This window comes from Bartonella sp. CL434QHHD (assembly GCF_042195145.1).
Lineage (GTDB): Bacteria > Pseudomonadota > Alphaproteobacteria > Rhizobiales > Rhizobiaceae > Bartonella.
The window spans coordinates 1-24,923 of sequence record NZ_JBHINT010000012.1 but is presented as its reverse complement, the minus strand read 5'-3'; the positions used below and the strand labels follow the sequence as shown (position 1 = coordinate 24,923).

General features: G+C 35.9%; 18 protein-coding genes and 1 pseudogene. 12 read left to right on the top strand and 7 right to left on the bottom strand.

All coding sequences use genetic code 11. From position 1 onward, the window contains the following. Positions 1-98: 98 nt before the first annotated feature. The 5 genes from hflK (at position 99) to ACFILN_RS02230 (ending at position 7,653) form a co-directional block, all read left to right on the top strand. Entirely contained in the window at positions 99-1,238 is a 1,140-nt protein-coding gene (gene hflK, locus ACFILN_RS02250; protein WP_273790756.1) for an FtsH protease activity modulator HflK, read from the top strand. A 2-nt stretch (positions 1,239-1,240) separates the two neighbouring features. Next, positions 1,241-2,179, top strand: a complete 939-nt coding sequence (gene hflC, locus ACFILN_RS02245; protein WP_273790755.1) for a protease modulator HflC — start codon at positions 1,241-1,243, stop codon at positions 2,177-2,179. Positions 2,180-2,330: 151 nt separating this feature from the next. Next, the gene (locus ACFILN_RS02240; RefSeq protein WP_375670773.1) at positions 2,331-3,854 is read left to right on the top strand and encodes a Do family serine endopeptidase; all 1,524 of its coding nucleotides are present in this window, start codon (positions 2,331-2,333) and stop codon (positions 3,852-3,854) included. An 856-nt stretch (positions 3,855-4,710) separates the two neighbouring features. Then, entirely contained in the window at positions 4,711-5,583 is an 873-nt protein-coding gene (miaA, locus tag ACFILN_RS02235; protein WP_273790753.1) for a tRNA (adenosine(37)-N6)-dimethylallyltransferase MiaA, read from the top strand. Positions 5,584-5,853: 270 nt separating this feature from the next. After that, the gene (locus tag ACFILN_RS02230) at positions 5,854-7,653 is read left to right on the top strand and encodes an acetolactate synthase 3 large subunit (RefSeq protein WP_375670771.1); all 1,800 of its coding nucleotides are present in this window, start codon (positions 5,854-5,856) and stop codon (positions 7,651-7,653) included. A gap of 1,145 nt (positions 7,654-8,798) precedes the next feature. Here ACFILN_RS02230 and ACFILN_RS02225 read toward each other — a convergent pair. The 3 genes and pseudogenes from ACFILN_RS02225 to ACFILN_RS02215 form a co-directional block, all read right to left on the bottom strand. Beyond that, the gene (locus ACFILN_RS02225) at positions 8,799-9,164 is read right to left on the bottom strand and encodes a hypothetical protein (protein ID WP_375667889.1); all 366 of its coding nucleotides are present in this window, start codon (positions 9,162-9,164) and stop codon (positions 8,799-8,801) included. Positions 9,165-9,325: 161 nt separating this feature from the next. Continuing rightward, a pseudogene (locus ACFILN_RS02220) lies at positions 9,326-9,427 on the bottom strand (integrase); the annotation flags it as partial. A gap of 70 nt (positions 9,428-9,497) precedes the next feature. Next, entirely contained in the window at positions 9,498-10,424 is a 927-nt protein-coding gene (locus ACFILN_RS02215) for a D-2-hydroxyacid dehydrogenase family protein (protein ID WP_375637645.1), read from the bottom strand. Positions 10,425-11,467: 1,043 nt separating this feature from the next. On the opposite strand from ACFILN_RS02215, the gene ACFILN_RS02210 reads away from it, so the two are divergent. The 3 genes from ACFILN_RS02210 to ilvC all read left to right on the top strand — a co-directional run bounded on the left by ACFILN_RS02210 (position 11,468) and on the right by ilvC (position 15,502). Beyond that, complete coding sequence (locus ACFILN_RS02210) at positions 11,468-12,589, top strand: ATP-dependent RecD-like DNA helicase (RefSeq protein ID WP_273790749.1); 1,122 nt, start codon at positions 11,468-11,470, stop codon at positions 12,587-12,589. Between the two features lie 85 nt (positions 12,590-12,674). Then, positions 12,675-13,409, top strand: coding sequence for a pyridoxine 5'-phosphate synthase (locus ACFILN_RS02205; RefSeq protein ID WP_375670769.1), 735 nt, complete (start codon positions 12,675-12,677; stop codon positions 13,407-13,409). 1,073 nt (positions 13,410-14,482) lie between these two features. Then, on the top strand, positions 14,483-15,502 hold the full coding sequence (gene ilvC, locus ACFILN_RS02200) for a ketol-acid reductoisomerase (RefSeq protein WP_273790747.1): 1,020 nt from the start codon (positions 14,483-14,485) through the stop codon (positions 15,500-15,502). Positions 15,503-15,616: 114 nt separating this feature from the next. Here ilvC and ACFILN_RS02195 read toward each other — a convergent pair whose 3' ends face one another. The 4 genes from ACFILN_RS02195 to ACFILN_RS02180 all read right to left on the bottom strand — a co-directional run bounded on the left by ACFILN_RS02195 (position 15,617) and on the right by ACFILN_RS02180 (position 21,463). Continuing rightward, the gene (locus ACFILN_RS02195; protein WP_273790746.1) at positions 15,617-17,008 is read right to left on the bottom strand and encodes an amino acid permease; all 1,392 of its coding nucleotides are present in this window, start codon (positions 17,006-17,008) and stop codon (positions 15,617-15,619) included. Between the two features lie 1,020 nt (positions 17,009-18,028). Further along, the gene (locus tag ACFILN_RS02190; RefSeq protein WP_375670767.1) at positions 18,029-19,429 is read right to left on the bottom strand and encodes an amino acid permease; all 1,401 of its coding nucleotides are present in this window, start codon (positions 19,427-19,429) and stop codon (positions 18,029-18,031) included. A gap of 795 nt (positions 19,430-20,224) precedes the next feature. Then, on the bottom strand, positions 20,225-20,704 hold the full coding sequence (locus ACFILN_RS02185; protein ID WP_375643589.1) for a LysE family translocator: 480 nt from the start codon (positions 20,702-20,704) through the stop codon (positions 20,225-20,227). A 150-nt stretch (positions 20,705-20,854) separates the two neighbouring features. Further along, positions 20,855-21,463: a fumarylacetoacetate hydrolase family protein gene (locus ACFILN_RS02180; protein WP_375621691.1), complete on the bottom strand. Its 609-nt coding sequence runs from the start codon at positions 21,461-21,463 to the stop codon at positions 20,855-20,857. Positions 21,464-21,996: 533 nt separating this feature from the next. On the opposite strand from ACFILN_RS02180, the gene ACFILN_RS02175 reads away from it, so the two are divergent. From ACFILN_RS02175 to ACFILN_RS02160, 4 genes are all read left to right on the top strand, one after another. Beyond that, positions 21,997-22,284: a DEAD/DEAH box helicase family protein gene (locus ACFILN_RS02175; protein ID WP_375670765.1), complete on the top strand. Its 288-nt coding sequence runs from the start codon at positions 21,997-21,999 to the stop codon at positions 22,282-22,284. An 89-nt stretch (positions 22,285-22,373) separates the two neighbouring features. Continuing rightward, a complete protein-coding gene (locus tag ACFILN_RS02170; protein ID WP_375664844.1) occupies positions 22,374-22,529 on the top strand; it encodes a hypothetical protein in 156 nt (51 codons plus the stop codon). A 144-nt stretch (positions 22,530-22,673) separates the two neighbouring features. Next, the gene (locus ACFILN_RS02165) at positions 22,674-22,961 is read left to right on the top strand and encodes a hypothetical protein (protein ID WP_375643593.1); all 288 of its coding nucleotides are present in this window, start codon (positions 22,674-22,676) and stop codon (positions 22,959-22,961) included. Beyond that, positions 22,939-23,295: a hypothetical protein gene (locus ACFILN_RS02160; protein ID WP_375670763.1), complete on the top strand. Its 357-nt coding sequence runs from the start codon at positions 22,939-22,941 to the stop codon at positions 23,293-23,295. The genes ACFILN_RS02165 and ACFILN_RS02160 overlap by 23 nt, the downstream gene beginning before the upstream one ends. Positions 23,296-24,923 lie beyond the last annotated feature (1,628 nt).

Genomic DNA, 24,923 nt, shown 5'->3' with positions numbered 1-24,923 from the left:
AGGGGTTATCAGTTGTATTGTAATGAGGTAAGAGACACCCTATAAGATCAAGCAAATGGTTGGTGTTCGAGTAGTGGTAATCAGTTAAAGAGGTGATAATGCCCTGGACAAATCAAAATGGTGGTGGCCCGTGGAGTGGCGATAAAAACAGTGGTGACAAAAAAACACCAGCTAAGAATCTCTTTGGTTCTGGTGGCGGTAATGGTGGCGAAAATGGTCCTAATCTTAATGATATTTTGCGCAAAGGGCAGGATCAGTTTAAACAATTCGGGAGAAGCAGTTTTTCTGTTTTATTCCTTCTACTTATTGTGTTTTTTTGGCTATACCAGTCAATTTATATTGTTCAGCAAAATGAACAAGCGGTAGAGTTGCGCTTTGGCATCCCTAAAGAAGGCATTATTGGTGATGGGTTGCATTTTCATTTTTGGCCAATTGAGACCTATATGAAAGTACCTTTAACGGAAAAAACAATTGCGATTGGTGGTAAGCCTGGTCAGGCGCAACAAAGTGATGGCTTAATGCTTTCAAGTGATCAGAATATCGTTAATGTTAATTTTTCCGTTTACTATCGGATTTCATACCCTAGTCAGTTTTTATTCAATGTGAATGATCAAGAGGGAACAGTCCGCCAAGTTGCTGAGAGTGCAATGCGTGAGGTCATTGGTTCGCGGCCGGTTGATGATGTTTTACGTGACAAGAAAGAAGAAGTTGCTAATGACGTCAGAAAGATTATTCAGTTGACTGTAGATAAATATCAACTTGGTGTTGAAATAAGCCGTGTGTCTATCAGTGAAGCTGCTCCTCCGACAAAGGTTGCTGCTGCGTTTAATTCTGTTCAGCAGGCGGAGCAGGAACGTGGAAGAATGATTGAAGAGGGGAATCGTGTGCGTTTTACGAAAATTGGTTTAGCAAATGGTGAAGCTTCACGCACACGGGAAATCGCAAAAGGTGAAAAGGCACAAATGGTTGAAGAGGCAACAGGGCGTGCTGAACGTTTTCAGGCGATAGCTCGTGAGGCTGCGATTTCACCAGAAGCTGCTCGCTATCGTCTCTATATGGAGACGATGGGGCGGATTCTTTCTTCACCAAATAAGCTGGTTCTTGATCAGGCAAATTCTCCAGCGGTGCCTTATTTACCTTTGAACGAATTGTTGCGTAGCAAGTCATCGGAAAAAGTAAAGGCAACATCAGCGCGTCCTGCGTTACTCTTAGATTCTCGTATTTCTGGAGGAGATTAATTATGCAGCAATCTCGCTTTTTGTTTGTTTTTAGTGCTATAGTGTTTGTTTTGATGATTTTATGGATGTCCGTATTTATCGTCTATCCTCGTCAACAAGTAGCAATTAAGCGTTTTGGACAAATTGTTCAGGTAGAATCTAATCCTGGAATCTATTTCAAGGCGCCCTTTATCGATAAGATGATCATTGTTGATAATCGGTTATTGCGTTACGATGTTCCTACACAATCTGTACAGGTTCGTGGTGGTGCGTATTATGAGGTGGATGCGTTCTTTATTTACCGTATTACAGATCCTAAGTTGTTTTTACAGCGCATTGCTTCTGGGCGTCCACAAATTGCGGCACGTGAAAACCTTGCACCACGGTTTATTGACGCTTTGCGTGCTGTTTATGGTAAGCGAGAATTTAAAGCAGCCTTATCGGATGAACGAGGCGCGATGATGGCTGAAGTACAGAAGCAGTTTTCTGTAGATGCAGGTTCGTTGGGTATTACCATTGTTGATGTGCGTATTCGTAAAACCGATTTGACTGATGCTGTTTCAGAAGATGTCTATCGGCAAATGGCAGCTGAACGTGAAGCTGCTGCGGAAAATATCCGTGCTCGTGGTCAACAAGAGCGAGATCGTATTGTAGCAGAAGCTAATCGTGAATATGAAGAAATTGTAGCAGCGGCAAAGCGTGATGCTGAAATTACTCGTGGTGAAGGTCAGGCTGAAAGTATTCGTCTTTTATTGAATGCGAGGGAGGCTAATCCGTCTTTTTACGATTTTTGGTTGGCGATGGAACAATACAAGAATTTAGAGAAAACACCGATGGTGATTTCTCCAAATGAGGATTTCTTTTTCTATTTTCGTAATCCGCCGCAGGCAAATAAAGCATTCTTACCGACAATGAATACTGGCATTAGTAAAACTGATCCAAAATCGGGAGAGAATAGATAAAATAATGGATTGCAGATACGAGATTTTGCATGAAAAGAATGATCTGTGACCATTTTCTTTTATGGTAAAAGTGGTAGAGAGTATCGAGCCGTGCTGGTTTTATGTAGATAAATTTAGTGGGGCTCTTTGCATCTTTGATTAAAGGCATGTCATGGATAGAAGTGTCGTGAGTAAAAATACGTTTTTAAAGTTTTTTATCACAAGAGTTGTTTTTTGTGTGACTTTGTTTCTATCAGGGTCAGGTTTGTCTTGGGGAGCAGAGACAAGCGAGGCATTGCTTTCTATTCCTGATTTAGCTTCTGAGCTTTTGGAAACAGTTGTGAATATTTCCACGGCACAGACTGTTGAAGGAACAGAACAGGATGAAAATACCTCGGTACCCGTTATCCCAAAAGATTCATTGCTGGAGGAATATTTTAGTGATTTTTTTACACCCAAGGATGCTCAAAAAGATAGTCAATTTCAAAAGGTGCGTTCTTTAGGGTCTGGTTTTGTGATTGATGCGCAAAAAGGGATTATTGTTACAAATTATCATGTTATTGTTGATGCTGATGATATTGAAGTTAATTTTACGGATGGTACAAAACTAAAGGCAAAGCTTCTTGGAAAGGATAGCAAAACTGATTTGGCGTTGCTTCAAGTCGATGCAGGAAGTAAAAAATTAAAAGCTGTGCGTTTTGGTGACTCAGAAAAAGCACGTATTGGTGACTGGGTTATGGCTATTGGTAATCCTTATGGTTTTGGTGGCAGTGTGACGGTTGGTATTATTTCTGCGCGTAACCGTGATCTTAATGCTGGTCCCTATGATAATTTTATTCAAACAGATGCAGCAATTAATCGGGGCAATTCTGGTGGTCCGTTATTTGATAGAAATGGTGAAGTCATTGGCATTAATACAGCAATTGTTTCACCTTCGGGAGGATCTATCGGTATTGGATTTGCTATTCCATCGGATATGGCTCTTTCTGTTATTAATCAATTGCGTGATTTTGGAGAAATAAGACGTGGTTGGTTGGCTATTCGTATTCAGCCGGTAACAGAGGATATTGCAAAAAGTTTAAAATTGGACAATGCTGTGGGAGCATTGGTGGCTGGTAAAATAGAACAGACGGAAGAAAATAATGTAGATAATAGCCAGTTACAAACTGGAGATGTTATTCTTTCTTTTGGTAATTCCAAAATTAAGCATGCACGTGATTTGCCGCGTTTAGTTGCAGAAAGTTCAGAAGGAAAGGTGGTGGATGTTACTGTTTTACGGAATGGGCAAGAAGAAACAGTAAAAGTTAAGCTTGGACGTTTGATTGAAACAGATCCAAATGAAGATACAGAAGAAGAAGTTGGTGATAAAAAAAATCAAGATCTGTCGAAAAACGTGACAATGCAATTTATGGGAATGACGTTATCTGAACTGACGGAGGATTTGCGTCATCGTTATTCAATTTCGGATAAACTTCGAGGACTAGTGGTGACATCTGTTGCACAAAATAGTGCAGCGGATAAAAAGCGTATTCGCGTTGGTGAAGTGATTGTTGATATCAATCAGAGTTCTATCACAACAATTGATGAGGCTAAAAAACGTATTCATAAATTACGTGAAGCTGGACGCAAAAATGCTCTATTTATTGTAGCGCGTCCAGATGGAGAGTTACGGTTCGTAACGCTCCTAATGGATTGATCCTTAAAAATTATTTTTTGTTTTTTATCAGCCTTAGTATATGGGATATTTTGCAAGCTAGGCATGTGATGTCCAATATTTCTCAAATTCATTTCACGATAGAGAGCATGGGGTGTGCAATATAAAATTCATTGGGCAGCTCTATTTTTGCGTTAAATAAAAGTACAAGTTGCTACCATCATAGATTTGCTAGATTTCCAACCTTGCAACAGCTTAGGCTTTAAAATAGTGCATAAGAGATTTATGTTTTGTATTTAAGTCAATTATTATTATAAATAATGTTGTATCTAGTGAGAATTTTAGCACTTTGTGATTGTATTTTGTGTGCTATAGAGAACGTTTTTTCACTTCAGTTTGAAAAAAGCTCTCTCAGAGAAAAATCATATTAGACTAAATTAGTTATATATATATTTACACCTTTCTTGGTGATGGATGAAAAAATAGTTATAAAAAAAGAGCGTGAAGAAGACAATTTCTGAATCTCCTATTATAAATCAGAGTAGCATGCTGTTTTTATAGGAAAAAATAAAGCTGTTTGATTGTATAGGTTAAGCTCAGTATTATTTTCATAAATGATGACAAAGAGTATGTTTTTAATGGCCTAAACGGACAAAATTATTATAGCTGTGGTTTGTTATTGAATTATGATAGCAAAAAATGCTTGGAAATTCCTTTGGTGTTGTTCTTAAAGTCTATTTTTTCTTTTTTATAAGTTTCATAAGGGGCTTTGTCTTAAGGGGAATTTGTGTTCGTATTTTTGTTTGAAGTATTTACTCTATGATAATGGAGAGAAGATAGTGGCTTTGGGGGTGTCTGTATGTTGCAATAAGTTATTGATTGGGAGAAATTGCTATTCATGGCACAAAGAACAATTACATTGATAGCAGGGCCAACGGCAAGTGGGAAGTCAGAACTTGCCTTGCAAATGGCTCAAGAAAAGAATGCTCTCATTATTAATACTGATTCAATGCAGGTTTATGATGTTTTAAATATTTTAACGGCACGGCCGGGGGAGGCTGACACCGCGATTGTTCCCCATTATCTTTATGGTCATGTGAGTCCTACTTTGAACTATTCAGTAGGGCAATGGTTGTGTGATGTCGAGGAGCTATTGGCTACTTTTTCTTTAAGATCAGTTATTTTTGTTGGTGGAACAGGACTTTATTTTCGTGCTCTTTTAGAGGGGATTTCGGAAGTCCCTCATGTTCCAGATGTTGTGCGGCAGAAGTGGCGTTTGCTGCTTGATAAAGAGGGACCTGAAAGTCTTTATCGCCAGTTGTTGCAGATTGATGCTGTTGTTGCTGAAAAAATTTCTTCGCATGATAGACAGCGTATTGTCCGTGCTTTGGAAGTTTATGATGCAACCGGTAAGACGCTCAGTTGGTGGCAGAAACAAAAAACAACACCTCTCATTGCGCCGAATTTGACCGAAAAAATTCTTCTCATGCCACCACGTCCTTTGCTTTATGAACGTATTCATAAACGCTTGGATTCTATGATTGAAAGAGGAGCTTTAGAAGAAGTGGTGGCTATGAAAAAACTTAAACTTTCCCCTTCATTACCAGCAATGAAGGCTATTGGTATACCTGAGTTTATGGCTTATTTGGATGGATATAGAAGCTTTGAGAGTGCTCTTGAAGCGGTGAAAATACAAACGAGGAGATATGCAAAAAGACAAATGACATGGTTTCGTAATCAATTTGATGAAGAATGGATGCTTACTTTTTGATAAAAGAGCTGGAGCCTTGCAAAGAAATTTTCGAAAGATAAAAGATAATTCGTAAAAAAGAAATTTTTTAGAAAATATAATTTTTTATTGACGAATGGTATCAATGGAATTAGAAATCTGTCTACAAGGAATTTTTTATATATTTTATACGTTGGAATAATGGGGGGTAATCATACAGTATGTGTTGTGTAATGGGCTCCTTTGGGGGCTTTTTTTATGGGCTCCGTTAGGGGCTTTTTTATTGTCCTATAAAGTAGGTGAGTGGGAAAAATGAGAAATGATCAAAGAAAGCAAGAGAGTGCAGATGGAAAAATAATGTCGGGCGCTGAAATAGTGGTTCAGGCTCTTATAGATCAAGGCGTTGAACATATTTTTGGTTATCCTGGTGGGGCTGTTTTGCCTATTTTTGATGTTCTTTATCACCAAGATACACTCCAGCATATTTTGGTGCGCCATGAACAAGCCGCAGGGCATGCGGCTGAAGGCTATGCACGCAGCACAGGGAAGGTAGGGGTTATGCTTGTGACTTCTGGTCCAGGGGCAACGAATGCTGTGACACCTTTGCAAGATGCTCTTATGGATTCGATACCTCTTATTTGTTTTTCTGGGCAGGTGTCAACAACGGTGATTGGAACAAATGCTTTTCAAGAGGCTGATACAGTTGGAATTACAAAGCCTTGTACGAAGCGTAATTGGCTGGTTAAAAATGTCAATGATCTTGCGGCTATTATTCATGAAGCTTTTTCTCTTGCTCAATCAGGTCGTCCTGGGCCGGTTTTGATTGATATTCCTAAGGATGTTCAATTTGCTTCAGGACTTTATAGAGCACCTCAAGTTCAGGAGTCTTTACATTCTTTTCCCTCGTTGAAAGGGAATACTAAGGCTATTGAATCTGCCGTTTCTCTTTTAGTTGAGGCAAAACGCCCTATTATTTATTCTGGTGGTGGTGTTATTTCATCGGGGATGAAAGCTATACAGCTTTTACGTAATTTGGTTCAATTGGGGGATTTTCCGATTACTTCAACATTAATGGGACTTGGTGCTTATCCTGCTTCCGGTAAAAATTGGCTTGGAATGCTTGGAATGCATGGAACCTATGAGGCTAATATGGCCATGCATGATTGTGATGTCATGTTAGCTGTTGGAGCACGATTTGATGATCGTATCACGGGGCGCCTTGATGCATTTGCACCTCATGCGCGTATTATTCATATTGATATCGATCCTTCTTCCATCAATAAAATTGTAAAAGCAGAAGTTCCAATTATTGGTGATGTGGCTTGTGTTTTAGGAGATATGACGCAACTCTTAAAAATACAGCAACCAGCGTTTAACAGTGAAGTCCGTGAGGCGTGGTGGACGCAAATTAACCGTTGGAAAGCTCGTAATTCATTGGCATATGCGGAGAAAAAAGATGTCATTATGCCGCAATATGCTCTTGAACGACTTTATACTCTTACCAAAGATGCGAATGCTTATATTACAACGGATGTCGGACAGCATCAGATGTGGGCAGCACAGTATTATCATTTTGATGAACCAAAACATTGGATGACTTCTGGTGGTCTTGGAACGATGGGGTATGGTCTTCCGGCCGCTATCGGTGTTCAAATAGCACATCCTGATGCGCTTGTTGTGTGTATTTCTGGTGATGCCTCCATTCAGATGAATATTCAAGAGCTTGCAACAGCTATTCAGCATGACACACCTGTAAAAATTTTCATTTTAAATAATCAGTATATGGGGATGGTTCGCCAGTGGCAGCAATTGCTGCATGGTAATCGTCTTTCTCATTCTTATACGGAATCTATGCCTGACTTTGTGAAATTGGCACAAGCTTATGGAGCCGTGGGAATTCATTGTTCAAAACCCGATGAACTTGATGATAAAATTCAGCAGATGATTGACTGTGATAAGCCTGTTCTTTTTGATTGTCGTGTTTATCATTTAGAAAACTGTTTTCCTATGATCCCATCGGGATGTGCTCATAATGAGATGTTATTACCCGATGAGGCAAGCGAAGAAGCTATTGCAAATGCTATTTCTTCCGAGGGAAAGATTCTTGTATAAAATTAATATGTTAACAAAATGGTGAAGGATAGTGATGATGAAGTCTTTGGAGTCCTCATCTCTGTCTCTTCTTTGTGGAGAGTTCCTATTATCCTTAGAGCTCATTTTATGATTTTCATTCTTTGTTTAAAGACATGGGGTGTATTATTATTTGTTCATCTAAAAAATGTTATAAGTCGTGTGCACAATTATGTTTGAATTTATTTGTACGCGATGTTTGTTTTTTTAATTCATATGTTCACATTAATAGCTATTTCGTTGCATTTTTTAGATAATACATTGAATTATCTGTTATAAATTAATTATGTTGTCTCATATATGAAAGATTCCATCGTGCAAGAAAAAAATCCACTGTGCTTGAAGGGGGCAACCATGCAAACCGTCATACTTGTGAAAACAATAGAAAAGTTTGTCACTATGTTTTGGTTTCGCATTATGAAATTACTCCAAATCGCTCTTTCAAGGGCTTGATAGGGGAATCCCCCTAGCGGCTTGAAGGAAGGGCAAAAATAACAAAGATCAAATGCAGCCATAGAAAATTAATAGATCACCATAGCTTATAATCAGGTAGTAACCTCACCCTATTATGCGGGAGGAATCTATATATATGAGATGTATCATCAATATATAAACCAGAATAATACTCACCATTATATCATTATCAGGACATTAGCATTGAAAATCAAATACTCTTTCTTTTATTTGTTCTACATATCTATGATTCCATAAATCTGCAGACACAAACACTCTTTGAATCCACCGCATTGGATTTTCATAACTATCAAATGATCCAAAAAACTTATCTCTAGAGTGTAGAGCCATTCTATTATCAATGTATAATAATCTTCCTTAGTGGTACATCAATTCCAAAAGATACAGCCTTAATAGCTTCATAAAAATGATCTAAAGCTTCCTTGGCTTTTTTGACTGTGGTTCTAACATGCCAGGATAAAAAACAGCGCTGATATCAGGGAATTCACTGTCCCTGTGAACTAGGGGCACTTTACTTGTAGAGGTTACCCCATTTTTTCTCCATCTATAGGGAACATTAATTATATATAAATTATCCCTTAAGCTACTCAAATCCTCCTCACTTAAAAATTTTAAAGCTAGACGTGCATCAGACTATTCTCGTTAACGGGCCATCAACGCCATTGCGAACACCAGATAAAAGTATCCCCTTTAAGAGATAAATTTAAACCCGTTATAAATTTTAGTGCAGCATTTTCTGTATGAAAATCTAACTCAACTTCAGATCCTAATTCTGTATAATCTTTTTTATTATCCTCTAAAGGAAGCAGGTTATTTACTATATGTTCGCCTTCAAACTTAATTGAATAAGGCTCTCCGATCACTACAGAAAACATCATAATTAAATTTTCGCTAATATAGCCACTTTTACAAGACGCATCTAAATTATAAGGATTAGATGACGTATTAATTTGTCTATCAACAGGAAGGTTTTTAAAGATTAAATATGGTCTAGGGGTAATAGACCCCTTTTTGTTCATAAGAATTGTCAATATTCTATGTGGTAGCAGCGAAAATGCTATTTTTTAACTCAACCGAATATTCAATACTACCGTATGGATACTCAATAATAATTAAGTCAATAAGTTATATTAATAGTGAGGGTTTTATTCGCTATTGATTCTATTACGTTTTTTTGCCTCTATTCCTCATCTTTTTGAAGTTTTTTTATAGCTTCAAGAGCGAGTTTTTTACGGTCTGCGCTCTTTGTGTAAAGAGATGACATGGCGTCATCTGTCCAGCCAATATGTGTCGTGCAAATTTGATAGGCTAGCGATATAAGATAAATTTTACAAACATTGGCTCAGCCGGCATTAAGCGCTCTTTATAAAAGACGCTATATTTTGGCAAGCTTTTTCAAAATAATTCTCAAAGCTTTCTTCAGTCACATAGCCCAGATGCGGTGTGCAAAGAACTCTATCTGATTGCAATAATTTGCTCTCATATACTGGCTCGCTGTCATAAACATCCAGTGCAAAGTAAGTTGAATTTTCCAAACTTAGTATTTTTTCTATCGCCCCTTTTTCAACCAAAGCTGAACGCGCTGTGTTGACAAAAATAGCATGAGGTTTCATGCTCAATAGATCATCTAATTTTATGATTTCTCTGGTTTTATCGCTTAAACGTAAATGGACGGATATAATGTCAGGACGTGTAAAAAATTCATCTTTTGAATGCGTAAAATGATAACCTAAATTTTTTGCTTCTTGCGTTGAACGCTCGCTCCCATAAACCAAAATGGACATGCCAAAAGCTTGAGCATATTGAGCAACCATTTTACCAATACGGCCAAACCCGAATATTCCAAGAGTAGCCCCTTTCATTTGGTTGCCAAATGTTGTTTGCCATCGTCCTTTTTTCATATCAGATACAGATTTACAGAGTTTTCTACGCGCAGACATAATTAAGAGCCACGCAAATTCAGCAGCAGAAGTTGGATCTCCACCACCGTCTAATATTTCAATTCCTAAGTCTCTACAAGTTTCTATATCAATATGTGAACCTATAGGGCCTGTTTGGCAGATTAATTTTAAATTTGGCAGTTTCAGGAGAAGATTTCTATCAACTATAGTCCGCTCTCTGATTAAGATAAGAATATCTATCTCTTTGAGCTTATCTTCTAAATCACATTCTTTAGCTAAATTATTTATAACCAGCACTTCATGCAATTTCATTAATTTTGTAATAGACTGTAATGTTAGGGTGGCTTTTTGATAGTCATCTGGAATTAATATTTTCAATTTAAACCTTCCGTTTCATTCATCAATATTTGAGCTCATTATTTCATTTCTAAAACAACCAAAAAGCAATCTCATCGCTGATATTTTGATATAAAGCCAAGCCTATTAACAAATTATACCTCTTGATTTATTGTTATTTCTAGCAATAAGAATAGTATTAATCAGTTAGTTTTTATAAACTTTAAAACATTGCGACAAAAAGAAAAAGTTTGACTCAGTCGATGGAGAATTGCGCTTTTCTCATATTCTAGAGGACGAACCTGAAGTGCTACGCTGGACATGAAACCATGTCCCAGTTTTCTTATAATAGACTACCAAGAAGGCCATACTTACGAACCATATTTTATTGTTGAAACAGAAAAAGTTCCATATTTGTGCGAGATAAAGCGTGCTTCATATAAGCGTGATGTCTCTCTTTATTCGTTGAGATATAACATATTTGTAGCATGAAGAGTAAATTTATTAAAATCATGATAAGAGGGAAATAGGAACCTTATAGGTGTATCATCATAGGATTAAGTCGTTTTGTTGAGAGCTATTTCTATTTTTGCCAAAAGGTTTTTGATATATTTATTATTATTTCGTAATAGTGGATGTACTTTATTTTTTATGTGCAAGAAAGCTGATTGATTGTGTAAAATAGCGTTCAAAAATTACATTATTCTTATCTTGTTAAGGACATTTTTTCTAGTGAGGGTTTTGCAATTGCAATGCTCTTTTTCTCATTCTAAATTTTGGGGTTAGAAAAAGCGTATAGAGGTGTTATTTTAAATTTAAGATATGCATCTTCCATTGTTGGTGTTACTGTTGTAAAAAATGATATTTTATTTGATACGCATAAAGTGTTACCAAGAAGATCGATGTATAGATAAAATTTAGATTGTTACAATATCTTGAAAAAGCAATGGGTAAATAATTGATAATTGTGCTACGAAAGTTGTTAGATGGGCGTGTATCAGCAATTCTTAATAAAAAATTTTTTCTTGATAGTAGTTTTTTTTCAAAATACTGCTCTTTTTATGCAAATCTTATGTTGGTAAGCTATGCAGTTTTCACGGGAACAGGATAATGCATTGAAGGCTGTTGCCGCGTGGTTGAAGGAAGGGCGTTCTCCTCTTTTTCGCCTTTTTGGCTATGCGGGGACGGGTAAGACGACGCTTGCGCGCTATTTTGCAGAAACAGTTGATGGTTCTGTTCAGTTTGCTGCTTTTACAGGGAAGGCGGCGCAGGTTTTACGTTCTAAAGGTGCAAGCAATGCTTGTACGATTCATTCGCTGATTTATTGTCCACGTGGTGAAGAGGAAGTTTCCGATGAAATAACAGGAAAAAAGTCTATCGCTCCAACATTTACATTAAATCGAAGAAGTGCTGCTGCACAAGCTAAACTCATTATTGTTGATGAGTGTTCGATGGTCGATGAAAAATTGGCGCGTGATTTAATGAGTTTTCGGACGCCAATTCTTGTTCTTGGTGATCCAGGCCAATTGCCTCCTATATCAGGTGGAGGATTTTTTTCCAGTGGAGAACCAGATTTTCTTCTTTCAGAAATTCATCGGCAAGCGCGAGATAATCCGATTATACGTCTTGCTATGGACGTGCGTGAAGGACGCGATATTGCTTATGGTGACTATGGAGAAGCTTGTGTTGTTACACGTAAAGAGGTCAATCAACAATTGGTTTTGGATGCTGATCAGGTATTGGTGGGGGTTAATCGTACGCGCTACCTTTATAATCAGCGTTTGCGTGTGTTAAAAGAATTTACAGCAGATTATCCGCAAGCAGGAGATAAGCTGGTGTGTTTGCGAAATGATCCTATTAAAGGTTTGTTGAATGGCTCTTTATGGAAGGTGATGACTTCACAGAAGGAGACAGTTAAACCGAGTATTAATCTTCTTGTTAAACCAGAAGAAAGTGAGCGTGGGGTAGCAAAGATTAAACTTTTAAAAGCAGCGTTTGAAAACCCTGATCAAGAAATTTCATGGCAATTAAAAAAGCGATATGATGATTTTGATTATGGGTATGCATTAACGGTTCATAAGGCGCAAGGTTCTCAATGGAATAATGTCGTTTTGTTTGATGAAAGTTTTGCATTTCGTGATATGTATGCGCGCTGGCTTTATACGGGAATTACGCGCGCAGCAGAACGTTTAATGATTGTTCGATAGAAAAAAATATGTATATCATCTAAGTTTCAGATGGAAAATGCCTTTTTTCTATCTTGTTACACACTATAAAAAAATGGAAATGGGCATGGCGGTAAAACTTTCGGTTAATCTTAATGCTGTTGCTGTTTTGCGTAATCGACGTAATCTTCCGTGGCCAAGTATAACGAATATTGGGCATATAGCGCTTGCTGCTGGAGCAGCAGGTTTGACGGTTCATCCACGCCCTGATGAAAGGCATATTCGTTTTGCGGATTTGCCAGATATATACTGTTTAATCAAGAACGCTTTTCCTACAGCTGAGTTTAATATTGAAGGTTATCCCAGTGATCAATTTTTAGATATCGCTGAAAACTACGCGGATCAGATTACCCTTGTTCCTGATGATCCAGATCAGTCAACGTCTGATCATGGTTGGAATTTTGCTCATGATGCAGAATTTTTAGCACCTATTATTCAGAATTTAAAAAAAAGAAAGATTTGTGTATCCCTTTTTGCTAACCCTACTGTCGATGGTCTTGATATTGCTAAAGCAATGGGTGCTGATCGTGTGGAATTTTACACGGGACCTTACGGTGGTGCATTTCAGGACAAAATAAAACAAGTTCAAGAGCTCAATAAACTTGTTTTAGCAGCAAGAAGAGCAAAAGAGTTGCAGTTAGGTATGAATGCAGGGCATGATCTGACAATTATGAATCTTCCTGCTCTTGTCAAAAAGATTCCTTGGCTTGATGAAGTTTCTATTGGCCATGGGCTTATTGCTGATGCGTTGGAGTATGGAATGCATGAGACTGTTCAGCGTTTTATCCGATTATTATCGTAATCTTTTTTTCTCTATAAAAATTGGAAGAGAAATTTTTATAGAGGTTTGTCAATTTATCTTAAAAAACAATTTTATACATGTTGAGATAAGTAGCACTATTAGCATACATTATAAAATATTCTATTTTCCTCTGTTTATTGGTAGCTTTCTATTTTTTGTGTTTTTTAGGGTATGAAATGCTTTTTGATATACCATCCATTATGAGGAAATTTTACCAAATCTACTTACTATAATTTCTTTGAAGGGAGAAGAAATAGGGTTTTGAAAGTATTTCCATTATAAAGGAGTGCGTAGGATTTTAATGGATCAATACACAAATTTTCTTGATATTTGAGCTCATTTTCGGGTTATCTGTAAATAGTATAACGTAAAATCTCCTTATGAGTAAGCTTAATGCAATAGGAGCTGTTAAATAGAATGATGATATCGACTTGTAGCTTTATGAAGTAAAGAGAGTGGTGTGCAATAAATCTTAGACTATTATAGGGGATTCTTGAAAAGGGCTCGAGCATATTAAAATTTTTTTATAAGGCGCCATAAATGGATAACATAATGGCCGTATGGGGGTGTTCTTTTTTGCGTGAGAAGCGTGGATATTAAAGAACGTAAAAAGTAAAAACATCCTCTCTATTATTCTAAAGATATTGTTGTATATGCTTTTGAAGGTTGTATTAAAACAATACTTGTTATTTTGTAATTTTTCTTGCTATCCATATTGATTTGGTTCATGTTAAAAATTGTATGTTGTATCTTAATTTTTAGAATATAGCGTTTTGTTGCACGATAGAAGAGTAGAATATTAGCTAAATTTTCTTTAGAAATCTTATTTTGTGTAATTATTATTTTTGTAGAATAGCAGTTGAAGTTATTTGGGGATCTGTATATGTTTTAGGAATGTTTGGGGATTACAGTTTTTTCTATGCAATATGTAAACTTTAAAATTATTCAATTGCTGTGTTTTTATAAGCGGTGTTTTTTGTCTTTATAAGTGTGTGATGCACTAAAGATAATGTTTCTTATTTAATAAAAATAATCTGAAATCCAGTTTAAATAGAGAAAGAAGGAATTTTTTTATGCGTGTTTATTATGATCGTGATGCGGATGTTAATCTCATTAAAGGGAAAAAAGTAGCCATTGTTGGTTATGGTTCTCAAGGGCGTGCGCACGCTTTAAACTTGAAAGATTCCGGTGTTAAAAATGTGCAAATAGCTTTGCGTTCAGGGTCGGAAACAGTTAAAAAGGCTATGGCCGATGGTTTTGAAGTGGTGAGTGTTGCTGAAGCAGCAAAATGGGCAGATCTCATCATGATGGCAACACCAGATGAATTGCAAGCTGATATTTATAAGGAACATATTCATGATCATTTACGCGACGGGGCAGCAATTGCTTTTGCTCATGGTTTAAGTATTCATTTTGGCTTGATTGAACCTAAAAAAAACGTTGATATTGTGATGATTGCTCCTAAAGGTCCAGGTCATACAGTTCGTAATGAATACCAACGGGGTTGTGGTGTTCCTTGTTTAATAGCGGTGGCGCAAGATGCTTCAGGACATGCACATAATGTAGCATTGTCTTATGCATGTGGACTTGGTGGTGGACGTGCTGGGGTGATTGAAACAACATTTAAAGAAGAGTGCGAAACTGATCTTTTTGGTGAACAAGCGGTTCTTTGTGGTGGTCTTGTTGAATTGATTCGAGCAGGTTATGAAACACTAACGGAAGCAGGTTATGCACCGGAAATGGCTTATTTTGAGTGTTTGCATGAGGTTAAACTGATTGTTGATCTCATGTATGAAGGGGGCATTGCAAATATGAATTATTCGATTTCTAATACAGCTGAATGGGGTGAATATATGTCTGGTCCACGTGTGATTACGGAGAAAACCAGAGCAGAAATGAAACGTATATTGAAAGATATTCAAACGGGTAAATTTACATCGAATTGGATTCAAGAATATAAAGCTGGTGCTGCTCATTTTAAAAGTATGCGGCGTTTAAATGATAATCATCCTATTGAAGAAGTTGGTAAAAAACTTCGTTCTATGATGCCTTGGATAAAATCGAATGCTTTGGTTGATAAAGAGCGTAATTGAAGATTCTACAGAGATATTTTGTCAATAGCTTTTATAATTTTATAGATAAATATCAAAAAAGGGTAACTTTAGTTACCCTTTTTTATATGTTTTTTGTAATATAAGCTTTATTTTTTAATTTTTTGCATAATTCTTTTTCCCAAAAAGAAAGTATACAATTCCTAAAAATATGAACCATGCTGGAGTGTATTTTAAAGCTATGGCAGTGTCAGCTTCTAATGACAGTAAATAGATAATGAATGCAAAGAAAACAAGAAGCGCCCAACACATAACAACACCTCCTGGCATTTTATAAGGAGAGACAGTATGCTGGAGAGGACGATTGCGGCGATAGATGATATAGCTGATCAAAATGATAGACCATACAAATATAAACAAAGTTGCGGCAATTGTCGTAACAATTGTAAAAGCAGCTATGAGTGTTTGAGATAACGATACAACGGCATAACCAAATAAGATGCATATACATGAAAAGAATAATGCGTTGGCTGGAACGTGGTTACGAGAAAGTTTTCCTAAAAATTTAGGAGCACCTTTTTGTGTTGCTAGCCCATATATCATACGGCTGGTAGAAAAAATTCCACTATTTGCTGAAGATGCGGCAGCTGTGAGGACAACAAAGTTCATCAAACCTGCAGCAGTTGGAATACCAATAAGTGCATACATTGTTACAAATGGGCTTTTTTCTGGACTGATTTGATCCCACGGCGTCACAGACATAATCACAAGAAGAGAGAATATATAAAAGAATACAATGCGGATTGGTATTGAATTAACAGCCTGTGGTAAAGCTTTTTGAGGCTCTTTTACTTCAGCAGCAGCTGTTCCAGCGAGTTCAATGCCAACAAAAGCAAAAATAACAATTTGAAATCCAGCAAAAAAGCCTGTAATTCCTCGCGGAAAAATATTCCCACCGTTCCATATATGGCTAAGAGAAGCAACCGTACCGTTTGGAGAGACAAAACCGGTAAAGATCATATAAAATCCTACAACGATTAGGACTAGAATTGCTACGATTTTGATAAAACCAAACCAAAACTCAAGTTCGCCAAATAGTTTTACGGCGACGAGGTTAAGAATTAAAAAGGACATAAGACCAATTATAACAGGAATCCACGGATTGAGCTCAGGCCACCAAAAGTGTGTGTAAGTGACAATAGCAATAATTTCAGCAGTTCCAGTGACAATCCAACACAACCAATATGTCCAGCCGATAAAGAATCCGGCACATGGCCCTAGAAGATCGGTTGAGAAGTCAATAAAAGATCGGTATTGTGTATTAGAAAGCAATAACTCTCCCATAGCACGCATGACAAAGTATAGAGCACAACCAATAATTGCATAAACGAGTAGAATTGAGGGGCCTGCTACACTGATTGTTTTTCCTGATCCCATGAAGAGACCTGTTCCAATCGCTCCACCAAGGGCTATAAGTTGTATGTGTCGGTTATGTAGTCCACGTTGCAATTTCTTCTTAGGTTTTTTTTCTAAATTTTGTTTGTTCATTTTTGGGGAGTTCTCCTTAGTTATTTTTAAATAAAAATTACCCTAAAAAAGGTAATTCCTTCTATCGGAACACGCTATGGTTAAGGAGTAAAGGAATTTTTTTCTATGACTATATGTGAATAAAGCAAAAACATTATTAACTAATGGAATAATTATTTTATATATAAGAAACAAAAGATAAATTGTATTATATTTTTTTGATTGTTTATGTTTTATACATAAGTTATATATATAATATATAATATAATTTATATTATATATTATTATTATTTGTATATAAATAATAATTTATATTTATGTATATTTATTTATAGTAATTTATTGTATAAATATCTTTATATTTAAAATTATTTATTAATGTAGATTTTTATATATAGAAAAATATAAATAAAATTGTAAATTTATTAAATATAAAACTTTATATATAAAGAAAATAAGTTTAAGTAGTTAAACTATTATTTTAAATATGAAAAAACATATTTAAAATTTATCTTTAAGTATTTATATTTAAAATTTATTACAAATAGAAAAATATTTTCATAGAATCTTTTTTTATTGCAGATAGCTATTAAGATATATTCTGTTTAGAGCTATATTTTTAATTTTGATAAAAAATTGAATATAAATTTTTTTTGGGGGGGAAGTTTTAGATAAAATCTCATGTTTTATTAGTAAACAATGTCAGTGAAGTTTATAGAGAATTCTTTACAGAATAGCTCGTTCTTATCCTATTATACAGTAAAGTACTGTTGTGTAGAGTAGAGTAGTGATATAAAGCATATAACATTTTACACATTAAGTATTTTTAGAATGGGTGGTGAGTGTTCAGGGCAGGGCTAGCCCATAGAGCCTTATGTAGGTGAACCATATAAATGATCAGCAGCATTCCCCCTTAATAAGCCGGATTGTTTACAAACCGGTGCCGGTAGGAATCGTCGTTTTTTGATGTTTGGGGAGGAGGTTAAGTAGAAAAAGGGTAACTAAAATTACCCTTTTTTGAGATGTTTTTATGTATAGACTTTATTTGTTACCTTGAGTTATTTTTTTCTTTACAAACATAAAATACATTATACCCAAGAAAACAAACCAGAATATACTATATTTTAAGGCTAGTAGAGTATCAGCTTCTAATGTCAACAAATAGAGCATGAAAACAAAGAAAACTAAAATTATCCCACACATGACAACACCTCCTGGCATTTTATAAATGGATTCAGCGTGTAGATGAGGGCGATTGCGACGATACACAATATAGCTAATCAAAATTACAGACCATACGAATAAAAATGCAATAGCTGAAATGCTTGTCACAATTGTAAAAGCACTTATGAGGCTTGGAGAGAGTGAGGCAATTGTATACCCTATTAAAATACATAAACAGGAAAAGAATAGAGCATTGGCTGGAACATGGTATCTGGAAAGTTTACCTAAAATTGGAGGGGCACCTTTTTGTGTTGCAAGCCCATATATCATACGGCTGGTAGAAAAAATACCACTATTTGCTGAAGAGGCAGCTGAGGTGATAACGACAAAGTTTACCAAGCCAGCAGCTATCGGAATGCCTGCAAGCCAAAACATCGAGACAAAGGGGCTTTTATCTGGAACAATTTGATCCCAAGGTGTGACAGACATAATTACAGCGAGAGAAAAAATGTAAAAGAGTACAATACGGACCGGTATTGCATTAATTGCTTTGGGGAGAACTTTTTTAGGTTCTTTTACTTCAGCAGCGGTTGTTCCAGCAATTTCTATACCAACAAAAGAAAAAATGGCAATTTGAAATCCAGCAAAAAAACCTGTCATTCCTCGCGGAAAGATATTGCCATCGTTCCATACGTGATTGAGAGAAGCAACCGTACCATTGGGAGAGGTAAAGCCCGTAACGATCATATAAAATCCCACAACAATTAATGCTAAAATTGCGACGACTTTGATAAGACCAAACCAGAATTCAAGTTCACCGAATAGTTTCACGGCAAAGAGGTTAAAGATTAAAAAGACACTAATGCAGGTAAAAACGGTAAACCATGGATTGAGTGTTGGCCACCAAAAGTTCATATAAGTGATGATGGCAATAATGTCAGCAGCTCCAGTTACAATCCAGCTCAACCAATAGCTCCAGCCAACAAAGAAAGCTATTCCCGGTCCTAGCATATCAGTTGAAAAATCAATAAGAGATCGGTATTGTGAATTAGAAAGCAACAATTCTCCCATAGCACGCATGACAAAGTATAGAGCAAAACCGATAATAGCATAAACGAGTATGATGGAAGGACCTGCTACACTAATTGTTTTTCCTGCCCCCATGAAGAGACCTGTTCCAATAGCACCACCAATGGCTATAAGTTGTACATGTCGGTTGTGTAGTCCACGCTGCAACTTATTCTGAGAATTATCTTTTAAATTTTGTTTGTAGCTCATTTTTTGGGGGTTCCCTTTAATTATTTTGAGATTAAATTACACTAAAAAAGCATTATTTCGTATCGAAGCATGATATAAATGAGGTGTAAAGGAAAAAAACGTTTTTTATGATTTTGTGTGGATAAAGAAAAGAATATGTTTTAGGAATATGCTTTTGAAAAAAGAGAATGTTGTCCTCTTAAATAACGTAACAGATATTTGAATAGGGAGCTTTTTTTGTTATTAATAACAAATAAATTGTTCATTAAAAGACGTGGGGCTTTTAAAATTATTTCAGAAAGTTGTCAGGAGTTTTTATAATTTTTTGAAACTTATTATTTGTAATCAGTGCATTATTTATTATTATTCATAATGGTGAGAGTTTTACTTTTTGCTCAAATAGCACTCGAGAGTTCTCATCTTAGTTTAAGAAACAATTTTTAATGGAAAATTAAAATGATTTTTAAAATCATTTTTTTGTTTGTATGGTGCTATCATAAATCAAAAAGTTACTTTTGTTTCATAAACGAAAAGAGGAATATCATAGCTTATTTTTTTAAAAGTGATGAATAAGGATTTTGTTTAGATATTGGTAACATTTTATAAAATGTTGCGAGAAACTCACATTGTTTACACAAAGTTTACACAAACGTCCTTGAGAGTATGATAAAGAAATGCAACGTAATTCAGTTATATAAAGAAAAAAAGAACTGGGGATTGTATAAGCTCTGTTAGAGATTGAGCTATTCATAGTGAGAGACAGAATCAGGAAAAGATTGCTCTATTAACTTTACAATTTGTTATCAAAAGATAAAACTATCCAAAGAAAATGAAAAAAGAAAACAGAGATAAAACTGTTCCTGTCGCAATGTTAATCGAGCCTTTTACTCGCTGCTTTTTTAAGGCGGTACTGGCAAATGATATAAAAATGGTCATTAAAGTAAACCATGCAAAGATGTTGAAAGAATGTATTGTGACAAGTTCAAAACCTTTTTTAATGCTACCTCCAGAAGCTAAGAATTTTGGAAAAGCTGCTATGTAAAATATAGATACTTTGGGGTTTAGTATTTGTGTCAGAAAACCGTCCATATAGCTGGTTAAAAGCTTTGTTTCACTCGTAGCATGCTTTTCATTCGTTGAACTTCTTTCTTTTGAATTTAAGCTGTGTATTCCAGATTTAATTGATTTAAAGCCCATGTATAATAAATAGCTGCTACCTATGAGTTTTACTAAAAAAAACAGCGTTTTGTTGTTGAGAATGAGCGCTGATACACCTAGGTGTGGAAAATGCCCCATGCACATATGTTGCTGTACACAATCCTAAAACGTTTACAAATGCGTTCTTTCTTCCCAATCTCGTTGCATTATCGATGATAAGGGCCATATTCGGCCCCGGTGAGATGACTAAAAAAAATGAAACAATGAAAAAGGTCAGTATTTGATGATTCATTTTACTTTTAGCTCTGAAATTAATTGATTTTCGAGATACAATTCTATTCTGTCAAACTGAGAAAGTTTTCCGACACCCTGTGGAGTGCCTGTGTATATGAGATCACCACGTCTTAGCTGAATGTAGTGACTTAAAAATGAGATTATCTTCTCAAAGCTAAAGATCATATTTTTCGTATTGCCAACTTGTCTTGTTTCGCCATTCAACTTCATTGCAAAGGTTATTGGGTTGTTTATTTTTTCCTTGTTTATGAAGTCAGAGACGTATGCAGCGCCTTTAAATCCTTTCGATAAAAGCCAAGGAAGCTTTTTTTCTTTCAGTTTTGTTTGCAAATCCCGCGCTGTGAGATCAAGACCTATTGCTACGGCATCATAGCATTCTTCTGCTTCTTCCTCCATGATCATGAAAGCGTCCTTTGAGATTTTGAGCACAATTTCGGTTTCAAAATGTATTTCTTTGGAAAAATTAGGGAGATAAATTTCATTGCCTAAAACGAGTGAACTTTTTGGCTTGCTAAAGATAACGGGTTCATCTTCAACAACATTACCTAGTTCATGAACATGTTCAACATAATTGTATCCAACACAGTAGATGTCATTTATCATGGGAGCCCTCCAAATTTTTCATTTTCTCTTTGTATAGGCAAGAGAAAACTTTGCAAACAACATTTTTTCTTATATCGCGTTTTGCGTTTTCTGAAAAAGAAGCATTGTGTGGGTTGATGACTAACCATGATGACAGTTCTTCGCATTGGTTCTCTTTTGAAGAGTGCCCAATCTTATAGTCTTTGAGATTATTTTAATTTTGATTGCCAATTTCCTGAAATGATTTTATTACTTAAAGAGTGATTTTGGTCGTCTACGCAGCGATCAGTAGGGGTTGAAATCCCTAAAGTTCGATCATAAATGAGCCCACTCTGTGGGTGTCTTGGAATTATGGGATATTTTTCTATGTCTAGGTGCGATGAGCACTAAAAGTAAAAAAAAGCTCACTCGAACTCAGTACTTTCAGGCTCTCGGAATACTAATGCGAGGGTGCTCGCACTCAGCGGGGGGAGCTTAAGAGTGAAAAGCAAAAGGCTACATTTTAACGACATTTCTATAGGCAAAAAATTCGCTTTCAAAGAACAATGCTGGGAATGTCGCAAAAGCAATTAGGGCATCAATTAGGGGTAACTTTTCACCAAATCCAAAAGTATGAGAAAGTCTCTAAGGGTTTAAAAGAAGCAGACCGTGGCAAACTTATTGTGGCATGTGGAACGGAGAAGATTTTTACCATCTTTAAGATAGCAGAACAAATAACTAGAACTGGCAAGCGTGTTTTGTTTTTCGTGCCTTCCCTAGCTTTGATGTCACAAACGATAAGAGAATGGACACGCTATACAGAAGTGCCGTTTCGTTCCTTTGCGGTGTATTCTGATACATAAGTTGGCAAGCATCGAAAAACAAAGATGCTGTTGTCGAACTTGATGTTTCAGATCTTGCTCTATCAGCTATCAACTGATGTTCAAAAGCTTTGAAAAAAACAAATAAAGTCTTAGCGAATGCAATGACCGTGGTGTTTGCTACTTACCAATTAATCCAAGTGATTGCGGATGCGCAAAAGAAATACGGTTTACCAGAATTTGATCTGATCATTTGTGAAGCAGTACAGGCTAAGGCAGTAAGGTAGAACCTTTGGTTGTAGAAGCCAAGGGAAGTAGCTGAGACTGCGAAGTCGACAGCGGAAGAAGCGAAGAGTGTTGCGGAGCAAGCAAAGGAAGAAGCTGATACGACGAAGCAAGGGCTTGGAGAGGTCAAGAGTTCATTAGACACGGTGACAGCAACGACAAATTCTGCGAATACAGCCGCCTCTGAGGCAAAAGTGTTAGCAGAAGAAGCAAAGAGTGCATTGACAGAAGTTCAAGAGAAGGCACAGAGGAACAGTGACAGTCTTTCTGAACTTCAAAGTAAGGTAGGTTCTCTTTCTACTAATTTTTTAGAGGATGTGCGTTTTAATCAACCTGACAGAATTCTGGAAGCCGATCCGGAAAATAGAAAAGGTCTTGTGATCAATAACGGTGCATGTTTTCGCGTTCATCATGGTGGTGAGAATTGGGGGTAGGTTCCTCTTTTACCACGTTCCAGGGCGTGGAAGGCTGTCTTTTATCGAAGATCCTGAAGCAGGAAAGGATTATTATATATATCTCATCTTAAAAGATCAGACGAATGAGATATCCTTTGAAATTTCGCAAAATCCGACAGCTCCTAATGGCTATACAGAGGAGCATTCTGAAAAGATTGGTGGGTTTCATACGCTATGTGCGGATGTTGGTGAGATTGAAGGTCATCTCTTATCGGTTATTCAAGATATAATACTAAAAAATACAATAAAGTCAATAGGTTGTGTGAAATTATTTTATATGAATCCACTCAAGAATCCATCTTTTTATGCATGATTCATTTGACCATTTTTTATATAAGATTGCCATGGATGAATAGACTGTAAAAAGCAAATCATGATGCAAATATTATAACGCATGTAAACGTTCAAATGAAATGAAAAGCAGATATCATTCATAACAGTTCATAAATTTTATGGTACGTTTTTATCACAGCACAAATCACATTATTTAAAAATTTAGTCGTTTGAAAATATCGATAACATAAATTGTATAGGTTTAAAAAATGGTATGAGTTTTGCTCTTTTTTGAGCTAAACCTTCAAAGGAATAATCGTTTGAAACGGTCATAAGCTTATAGGTTTAGTTTATAAAGATTGCATAAAAGGATTTAAAGACAAGATCGATTTTATAACCACGGTATTTTTTACCGAGGTAGGAAATAAAGGTCATGAAATTCAAAACGCTATATCTCATGAAATGAAAAGCCTTTTAATGAATAGATTGCAGGCTAGTCTTTAAGAACGGAACTATTCGCTTCCACAAAAAATGGAGGCAAATAATGCCATGGCAGTAGAATAACTATCTACTTTAGATTTGGTACTAAAAACGTTTTAAAAGTTATAGTTTAAAAATACGAAACCAAAAGAGCTCTTTCCAAATTTGGGGGCAGCTATTAAGACAAAGATAAGCAAACAAACTTCAAAACCATTGTAACATCATAAGGTATGGGTTTTTACTCAATTTTGAGTCAAAAGCTGTAATATTTAAGAATGCTTTATTCTAAGATAACATCCCCAAAATGGACCGGCTAATATTTAAAGAAATTAGGTTTTAATGAAAAGTACAAATACGCTTATGAGAACCTCTTTAAATGCACGTTTAAACGTTTGAAACATAAAATGAGATCTTTATAAGAAACGTTAAAACTTTTTTTTATTACAGTTATAACTTAGTTATCATTTGCTCTTAAGAACGTTTCATTTATGAAAAACGAAGATCTAGATTTCACAGCAGAGCAAAATCTTAAAAACCTTACACTTTATAAAAGCGTTTGTTTATTTTTCTTATAAAAAGCTGCTTTGAAAACCAATGCTCGTAAATGTAAAAAACCGTTTTGTTATAAGATATTCACTTAATATGCATTTGCTTTTGATTGGATTGATAAAGCTACCGAGCGTTTTGATTTGTTTGATACGTTTGATAGCCATAACAAGCGTTTATAGGCTCTCTCATTCAAATGAGTGATTAAAGATCATATGCATCATTTACGTTCCTTTTGATAAGTTTTCATATCTCTCATAGAGCACTTGCAATATGATACGTTTTGTATATATGCATTCATTACTCCATTGTGGATGATTCATTTTAATCAATAAAAAATGCTATTTGAAAGCCGCGTCATATCATTTGGCACGGCTTTTTTTTATTTTACTCTCTCTTTTATGATATGTTTATAGCAATGCATTTTATATGCGTTTATAACCATAAAGAATGCACGCCCCCCATACCTGTTTTTATTCTGTTTTATCAGTTATATTGACAAGCTTATCCCTTTCATAAACCTCACAATTTTTTGGAACCAACCTTACTTTGCTTTTTTTGTTGATTTTTGCATTGCCATAAGCACGCCCCCAGATCGTTGCACAATATGAGATTTTAGCATTGCCATAAACAGAGCCATAA